The organism is Bradyrhizobium pachyrhizi, assembly GCF_001189245.1.
Taxonomy (GTDB): domain Bacteria; phylum Pseudomonadota; class Alphaproteobacteria; order Rhizobiales; family Xanthobacteraceae; genus Bradyrhizobium; species Bradyrhizobium pachyrhizi.
The window spans coordinates 70,172-78,672 of sequence record NZ_LFIQ01000079.1 but is presented as its reverse complement, the minus strand read 5'-3'; the positions used below and the strand labels follow the sequence as shown (position 1 = coordinate 78,672).

General features: G+C 65.5%; 7 protein-coding genes. 1 reads left to right on the top strand and 6 read right to left on the bottom strand.

What is annotated here, in order from left to right:
* Positions 1-94 precede the first annotated feature (94 nt).
* Together AKL29_RS17630 and AKL29_RS17625 are read right to left on the bottom strand one after the other, a co-directional pair.
* Positions 95-799, bottom strand: a complete 705-nt coding sequence (locus AKL29_RS17630) for an SDR family oxidoreductase (RefSeq protein ID WP_028332574.1) — start codon at positions 797-799, stop codon at positions 95-97.
* Between the two features lie 147 nt (positions 800-946).
* Positions 947-1,141, bottom strand: a complete 195-nt coding sequence (locus AKL29_RS17625; RefSeq protein ID WP_038377246.1) for a hypothetical protein — start codon at positions 1,139-1,141, stop codon at positions 947-949.
* A gap of 248 nt (positions 1,142-1,389) precedes the next feature.
* On the opposite strand from AKL29_RS17625, the gene AKL29_RS17620 reads away from it, so the two are divergent.
* Positions 1,390-2,208: an ABC transporter substrate-binding protein gene (locus tag AKL29_RS17620; protein WP_028332575.1), complete on the top strand. Its 819-nt coding sequence runs from the start codon at positions 1,390-1,392 to the stop codon at positions 2,206-2,208.
* Here AKL29_RS17620 and AKL29_RS17615 read toward each other — a convergent pair.
* The 4 genes from AKL29_RS17615 to AKL29_RS44975 form a co-directional block, all read right to left on the bottom strand.
* Positions 2,182-2,880 (bottom strand): ABC transporter permease, encoded by a 699-nt coding sequence (locus AKL29_RS17615; protein ID WP_016845814.1) that lies wholly within the window; start codon positions 2,878-2,880, stop codon positions 2,182-2,184. The genes AKL29_RS17620 and AKL29_RS17615 overlap by 27 nt on opposite strands.
* Before the next feature lie 75 nt (positions 2,881-2,955).
* Positions 2,956-3,333 carry a response regulator gene (locus AKL29_RS17610; RefSeq protein ID WP_016845813.1) on the bottom strand — a complete coding sequence of 126 codons (378 nt, stop codon included), beginning with the start codon at positions 3,331-3,333 and terminating at the stop codon, positions 2,956-2,958.
* 113 nt (positions 3,334-3,446) lie between these two features.
* Positions 3,447-4,682 carry an extensin-like domain-containing protein gene (locus tag AKL29_RS17605; protein WP_050385013.1) on the bottom strand — a complete coding sequence of 412 codons (1,236 nt, stop codon included), beginning with the start codon at positions 4,680-4,682 and terminating at the stop codon, positions 3,447-3,449.
* 126 nt (positions 4,683-4,808) lie between these two features.
* A complete protein-coding gene (locus AKL29_RS44975; protein WP_244482118.1) occupies positions 4,809-8,429 on the bottom strand; it encodes an autotransporter domain-containing protein in 3,621 nt (1,206 codons plus the stop codon).
* Between the last annotated feature and the right edge of the window lie 72 nt (positions 8,430-8,501).

Genomic DNA, 8,501 nt, shown 5'->3' with positions numbered 1-8,501 from the left:
ACCTCCTGGCTTTCGCCAGGACGACGGCGAACATCTGGTGCCGCTTGTGAGTCACAAGCTCACTTGCCTTGAAGATGACGGTTTACCAGTTGCCTCAAATCGACCGCATCAGGCCGCCGTCGACGCGGATGTTCTGGCCGGTGATGTAGCCCGCGCCGTCGGAGACGAGGAAGCTGATGGTGGCGGCGATTTCTTCCGCCTTGCCGTAGCGCTTCATCGGCACGCTGTCGCGGCGCTCGTCGGTTGCCGGCAGGCTGTCGATCCAGCCCGGCAGCACGTTGTTCATGCGCACATTGCTGGCGGCGTAGCTGTCGGTGAACAGTTTGGTGAACGCGGCGAGCCCGGCGCGGAACACCGCCGAGGTCGGAAACATCGCGCTCGGCTCGAACGCCCAGGCGGTGGAGATGTTGACGATCGCGCCCGACTTCTGCGCCTGCATGTGAGGCGCGACGAGACGCGTCGGGCGGATCACGTTCATCAGATAGACGTCGAGACCGGTGTGCCACTGCTCGTCGGTCAGTTCGAGCACACCCGCGCGCGGGCCGTGGCCGGCGCTGTTGACCAGCGCATCGATGCGGCCCCAGCGCGCCATCACGCCGTCGACGGCGCGTTTCAGATCATCGTTGGAACGGTTCGAGCCGGTGAAGCCGAGGCCGCCGAGCTCCTTCGCCAGCGCCTCGCCCTTGCCCGACGACGACAGGATCGCAACGCGGAAACCGTCGGCCGCGAGGCGGCGCGCCGCCGCCGCTCCCATGCCGCTGCCGCCCGCGGTGACGAGCGCGACCTTCTCCAAAGCCATGACCGATATCCCTGTTGATGACCAAGCTGACGCTATTGTTTGAGCATGATTCTTTCGGAAAACCGCTTCGCACTTTTCCGGATCATGCTCCATGTCTATCATCAGAGATTGCGCGGCGCGACACCCGGCCTGCCGCGCAGTGTCGCACTACTTCCGGAACACCTGCTTCGAGCAGGCGTCGAACCTGGCGACGGGCCGGTCCATCTGCCACAGCTCGATATCATGGCCGTCCACAAGACGGCCGGCCGAGGTAATGGCCTGATCGTCGTCGCTGCAATCCATGTTGACCACGCCGATGGATCGGCTGTGCCGTCCGACGATATAAGCGCGATAGGTCGTCATCTTTGCCTCCAGGGAGCCCTGCTGGCGAGCTTGTTCGTCGGGAAAATGGACCGGTGGACATATGAATTCGAGGGGCCATACCGCAGCATGATGTAAGGATGGAATAAGTGTCGCCAGATCATGGGCGATCGCGCGGCGCGAGATCCGGCCTGCTGCGCGGTGTCGCAGGCGCGGCGCTATCCGCCCGCTTTGCGTCACGGGATCAATTGGGGCATGGTGACCGCCGTCCTTTATCAAGTGTTGACCACATGACATCGCTCCTTCGACACCTCGTCATCGCCGCCGTGCTGCTGTTCGCCGGCCCCGCGCTCCCGCAGACCCGGTCCATCACCGTCGCCTCGACGACATCGACCGAACAGTCCGGCCTGTTCGGCTATCTGCTGCCGCGGTTCTCGGAAGCCTCGGGCATTACCGTGAAGGTGGTCGCGGTCGGCACCGGACAGGCGCTCGACATCGGACGGCGCGGCGATGCCGATGTCGTGTTCGTGCATGATCGCGTGGCCGAAGAGAAGTTCCTGGCCGAGGGCTTTGCGACCAAACGCTATGACGTGATGTACAACGATTTCGTCATCGTCGGCCCGAAGGCCGATCCGGCGCATATCGCCGGCGACAAGGATGTCGCGGACGCCCTGCGCAAGATCGCCGCGACCAGCTCGCCCTTCATCTCGCGCGGCGACCGCTCCGGCACGCACGAGGCCGAGCTGCGGCTCTGGAAAGCGGCCGGCGTCGATCTCGGCTCAGCGAAGGGCCAGTGGTATCGCGAGATCGGCCAAGGCATGGGTCCGGCGCTCAACATGGCATCCGCGTCGAATGCCTATGTGCTGTCCGATCGCGGCACCTGGCTGTCGTTCAAGAACCGCGGCGAGCTCGCCGTGCTGACCGAAGGCGACCGGCGGCTGTTCAACCAGTACGGCGTGATGCTGGTCAATCCGGCCAAGCACCCGACGGTGAAGGCCGCGGACGGCCAGGCCTTCATCGACTGGCTGGTCTCGCAGGCCGGGCAGTCGGCCATCGCCGGCTACAAGGTCGGCGGCGAGCAGCTATTTTTCCCCAACGCCGCGCACTAGCAGAAACGCGATCGTGCTGACGCTGACGCTCAGCGCAAGCAGGATCACGCCGAGCCCGAGGCCGAGCGCCAGCTCGCCCTTGCTGGTCTCGAGCGCAATCGCGGTCGTCATCGTTCGCGTATAGCCGCTGATATTGCCGCCCACGATGATGATGGCGCCGACCTCCGCGATGGCACGGCCGAAGGCAGCAAGGAACGCGGTGAGCAGCGAGGCGCGGCCGAGCGAGAACACCAGCGCGAGGCTGCGCAGGCGCGACAGGCCGTCGGTGCGGATCAAATCGGCATATTCCGCCCACAGCAGCGCGACCGGGCGATGCACCAGCGCAACCACGATCGGCGTCGCCAGGATGACCTGCGCCACCACCATCGCCGTCGGCGTGAACAACAGCCCGGCGAAGCCCAGCGGTCCGGATCGCGACAGCAGGAGATAAAGCCCGAGGCCGACCACGACCGGCGGCAGGCCGAGACAGGCATTGGCGAGCACGATCACCACCTGCCGTCCGCGAAACCTCGATATCGCAAGCCAGCCGCCGATCGGCGCGCCGATCAGAAGCGCGAGCAGGCTCGCCAGCAGGCTGACCCGCAACGACAATGCGACGATCCCAAGCAGGACCGGATCGCGACCGGCTATCAGGGAAGCTGCCGCCGTGATCGACTGTGCGAAGTCATTCATGCCGGCCTGGAAGACACGTTTGCCCCGTACAACCTCCGGATCGCCGGTTTCGCGGCGGCGATCAATCGCTGCGGCCTATGCGGCATTCTCAAGCAGCTTCGCCACAGCCGCAACCAGTTCATCGGGCGAGAACGGCTTGTTGAGCAGCACACTGTCCGGCACGCCCCTGGTCGGCCACTCATCGCCGCCGCCGCCGGTGATGTAGAGCACCGGGAATGACGGATCGATCTCGCGGGCGCCGCGCGCCACACGCCAGCCGTCGAGCCGGCCGAGCAGCCGAATGTCGGTGACCAGTGCTGAGTATTTGGTGCGGAACGCCTTCAGCAGCGTCAGGGCTTCCTCGCCCGAACCTGCGATCGCCGGCTCATAGCCGCCGTCCCTCAGGGCGTCCTCCACCATCATCTGAAGATCACGATCGTCTTCGATGACGAGAATGATCGGCGCGTCTTGCAAAGCCATCCCCCAAACAATCAGCCGGGTGCGCCCGACTCAGCGAGCATATGCAACAAAAGTGGCTACCGTTTGCACGGTGTCACCCAGTAAAAATACGGGTATCAGACGCGTCCCTATTCGTCGGCGAATTCGTCTTCTTCGTTGACCCCCGCTTTACCGCGCGGGGCCGGCTTTCTGCCGCCGAGCGATCCTGTGACATAAGGTTCGCGCGTTGCATAGGGGTTACGGCCGCCGGCACGCGCCGCGACCTCTTCGCCCGAGACGGCGGCGGGCTGACAGATCAGGCGCCGGCTGGCCCGGCGCATCAGGTCCACATGGATGTGGTCGTAGTGATAGACGTTGGACCCCGGCGCCAGCACCGTGGTGAATTGCTGGCAGGCGGCGGCCTGGACATCGCGCAGAAAGCCCTGCTCTTCCGGCAGGCCCTTCCAGCCATCTTTCACGGTGATGCGGCGCCCGTCGGCCAGCGTGAAGGCCGCGATGTCGAGCGCGTTGCCGAAGGCGTGCTCGGAAATGTGCGCGTGCGAGTTGCCGTTCATACCGCGGCAGGAATAGGCCGAGATCTGCTTGATCTCGACGACGCGCGCGCCGAACCAGCGCTGCGCCGCCGGCTGCACGGAATCGGCGAGCCAGCGCTCGAGCACCGAGACGATCGGACACGCCAGCGTTGCCGCCGGCTTCACTGCGACGGGGCCGACCGTCACCACCGGATTGCCGCTCGAGGGACCGAGCCGCGGCGGCGGTGGCGCGCCGGGCGGCTGCTGGGAATACGGCGCCGGTGAATAGGGCGCGGCCGCGCTGTCGCGCTGCGTATTGGATGGCAGGCCCGGATAATAAGGTCGCTCGCCCCTGGCGTCGGGCGAGCCTTCCGATGGCAAATCGATCTCGTCCTGCTGTGGCGGAACGCCGGGCGCCGACAGCGAGACCGGCCCATTCTGACGGCCGCCATAGCTCGGCTCGTTGTCATAGCTCGGCTGGCCGACGGCCTGATTGGAATATGGCGCCTGCGCTTGCGGCGGAGACGGCTGGCGGTTGATCGGCCACCGCGGCTGGTTGCCGACCGATGCCGGCGGCCGCAGGCTGTCGTCGGCAAATCCGTAAGCCGAACTGGCTTCACCGAGCGCGGCGACCTTGAGCGGGAACTCGGCGCCGCAAACGCCGGGACCGGAGATCGGATCAATGCGGACGAGGTCGGCGCTCTCCTTGACCGCGCCCGACTTCAGGCATGCGGCCTCGGCCTCGGCCCGCCACGGTTCGCGCTCGGCGGTCTGAAACAGACCGCGGCCGCAACCAGCCAGCGATACAAGGACAAGGGAGCCGATGAGATACAAACGAACTCCACGCGTCATGGCGCGGAGGTTCTGCGAATTTGATTAAAGACTCTTCAACGCATTTCGATGCGTTGGTTTCAGCTGTCCTTAACCATGCGGCGGAACCCGGCAGGGCGACACGCGCCCTGCCGAGAATGATCGCCATCACCACGTGTAGCGAACGACACCCTTGCCGCCATAGGACGACGTGACGTCGGAGAACTCGCCTTCGAAGGTGAGCGCCGCCGACCAGCCGCTGGTCCAGTTCATCGCCGCGCTCGCGGTGGTGAGCACCGCATCGCTCGCCGGCGCCGCGCCGTTGACCACGAAGGACGCGCCCGGCAGCGTCTGGAATGTCGCGGCAACGCTGCGATCGGTGTTGTAGTCGTGCGCCCAGGCAAGTCGGCCGCGCAGGCTGAGGATGCCATCCTGCAACGCGATCGAGCGATCGCTGCGGACGCCGAGTTCGCTGCGCGTGGCGGTGACAATCTTGGCGCCATAGGCCGTCGCGAACGCGCTCGATCCCGACAGCACCTGCTCGGCATAGGACGGCAGATCGTAGGTCGTGAACTGTCCGGCGGCATAGGGCGTCAGCGCCAGCGACCACGGCGTGATGAAGCGATAGCCGCCTTCGATCCGGCCCGACAGCGCATTGGCGTTGAATTGCGCGCGCAGCCGGTCGATGCCGGCGATCGTCACCGTGCGATCGGTGGTGACGTCCTGCCAGCCATAGGCCAGCGCACCCAGCAGATAGGCCGGCCCGAATCCATGACGGATGAAGGCGCCGGCCTGGAACAGGTCGGAGCGTCCGCCGCCGAGTGCATTGGCCACGGTGAAATTGGTGCCGCCGCCGGCGAGTGCAAAGCCGGCAATCGTGTCGGGCGAGATCCGGTAGTCGGCGCCGACGGCCACACCGAAAATGCGGCTCGTCGTCGAATTCGATCCGACGGCGGTGCCGCCATCAGTGCTCTGCCCGCCACCGAAGCCCGCCGCCCAGACGCTCCAGCGCTGCTCGAACGTCTGCTGCAGCGGCGGCGCCTTCCGATAGATGGCGGCATAGGCGTCGCGCGCGCCATTCGCACGCGACATGCCGGTCGATGCGTAGCTCATGGTGTCACCAGCGAATAGCGGCGTGCCGCCATTTGCAGGCACGCCGCCGCGCCCTTCGGTGAAGGGATCCGTCATGACGCCGAGGAACATGTTCATGGCGTCGAACGTGGTCTGCTGCGAGCCGGTGCCGAGTTCGCCCGACGCCTGTGTCAGCCCGGCCGGCGTCAGCGCGCCGAACGCGGCGGAAATGCTGCCGCTGCTGTTGAAGGCGTTGCTGATCGCATTGCCGACAGCGGCCTGATTGCCGTTGAGCTTGGCGGTTGCAGCAAAATTCAGCGCCAGATTGAGATAGACGTTGTTGGCGTCGTAGCTCAGGCTGGAGATGAAGTTCGATGGCAAATTGCTGCTGACCGGCCCGGCAAAGCTGCCGCTGACACCGCCGGCCGCGTTGAGGATGGTGTACTGCTTCTGGAACGTGGTGCCGGTGAAGGACGCGTTGACCGTGGCGCCGCCGAGCGTTGCCGCACCTGTCACGTTGGTGCGATCGGACGCCGCGGCCGACACTTCGACCAGATAGGTCGATGCGGCGGTAAAGGTCAGGCCGCCCTGCACCGTGAGCGTGCCGATCGAATTGCCCGGTGACAGCGTGCCGCCATTGACCAGGACATTACCGACGCTGCCATTGCCGCCGAGCGTGCCGCCGGCATCGACGGTCACGGCATTGCCAAGCGAGCCATTGACCAGCAGCGTCGCGCCGGAGCCGATGTTGGCGCCGTTCTGGTAGCTCTGTGCGTCGGTTACGGTCCAGACGCCGCCCTGCACGTTGAGCACCTCGAAATTGATCACATTCGAGAGCGTGCCCGAGCCCGGCCCGAACAGATTGAGCGTGTCGGTGCCGACGCCGCCATCGATCCGGCCGGTGATGGTCGAGCCGCCATAGAGATTGAGCGTGTCGTCGCCGCCTTCCATGCTGATCGCGCGGCCGGTATTGCCGATGATGGTGCCGTAGTTCGACAGCACGTCGGCGCCCTCGCCGGTCTGGATCGCCGCGGCGTCGCCGCGGATGAAGCGGGTCGAGCCGGTACCGGTATAGGTCACGCCGTTCAGCGTACCGACCGAGCCGGTATCGGGCGTGCCGTTCTGCAGCAGCGTGACGCCGTTGGGATCGGGAATCGTGCCGTTGCCGATGATGGTGCCGTAGTTGACGATCCTGTCGTTGTCGGCGGTCGTGCCGGTCTTGTTCTCGGAGCGGATCGCGTAGCTGTTGTTGCCGACGATGGTGGCGCCGGCATAGTTGATCAGGTCGAGCGCCGCCGATCCGCTGCGCGAATGGTCCGGATTTGAATCGTTGTTGACGACGATGCCCGCCGCGGCGCCGCTGATGGTGCCGTAGTTGCGGATGGTGCCGCCACCGATCGCAAGGCCTTCGCTGTTGTTGAAGCGGCCGCCGTCATCGGCGCCGGTCGCGCCGGTGCCCTGGACAATGCCGTAATTGGTCAGCGTCAGGACATTGTCGATATCGATGCCGTCGCCATCGCTGCGCGTCGACACGCCGTCGATCGCCCCGGTGATGGTGCCGTAATTGGTGACGATGGAATTGCCGCCGCCGACGCCCGCACCGTTGCGGCCGATGATGGTTGCGCCGGCAAAATTGTTGACCGTGATGGTGCCGGCATCGCCCGCGGTGCCGTTCTTGGCGCCCGAGATCAGGCCGCCGGCATAGTTGTTGACGGTGCCGTTGTGGCCGCCCTGAAGATCGATCGCATCGGCGCTGGGCCGGCCGGTTGCGGGATCGATCGTGCCATTGGCGATGATCTGGCCGTAATTGTCGATCGTGAAGTTTTCGCCCGGACGGATCGCGTCCGCATTGGCCGCGGTGATCAGGCCGGTCGCGCGGTTGGTGATGTGAACGCTCGCGGCGGTCGAGGTGAGATTGTCGAAGTCGATTGCCTGGCCGGTCGCCGATTTGATGGTGCCGGCATTGTCGACCGAGAACCTGGCGGCGGTCGTGCTGTTGCTGCCCGACGCGCCGTTGATCTGGATGGCGTCGTCCGCCGACTGGATCGTCGCGCCCGCATTGTTGACGACCGACAGCGAGATCACGTTGTTGAGATTGGTGGTGGCGCGGATCGCGCGAGACCCTGCCGTATTGGTCGCGTCGATCAGGCCGGAGTTTGTGATCGTGGTGGTTCCGCCGCCGATCCGCATCACGTCGCTGCCTGATGACTTGATGGTGCCGCCGCTCTGGTTGGTGATCGAGAACACGGTGGTGTTCGACGTCGCGTTGACGAAGTCGAAGACGCGGCCATTGCCCGTCGACTGGATGGTGCCGGCATTGTCGACGGCGACCGACCCGCTGCTCAGGCCGCCATTGATCCGGAATGCATCATTGGACGCGGTGAAGAGCGCGCCGGCATTGTTGATGAGCGTGAGGTTGCCGCTGATGGCGCTGCCCGAGGTGTCGATGCCGCGCGACGTCGCCGAGATGGTGCCGTTGTTGGTGATGACGACGCCGGGCGACGACAGGCCGGTGATCCAGGTGATCGCGGTACCCGTCACCGACAGGCTGCTGCCGGCGGCGACCGAGCCGGTATCATTGTTGGAGACGGTCTGCGCCGTCGTGCTGTTCGGAGGAGTGCTGAAGCTTGCGGCCAGTGCCGGACAGGAAAACCCCAAGGAAGTCGCAGAAATAGCCAGCGCAAGCCGGCTTGCGCGGCTCAGAAACTCAGATTTCACGTAACGCCCCCAAGTACTTATTACCGGGGTAGAGCCCCGGTCATTCCGGCGGCAATCTGGGTATGGTTTGTG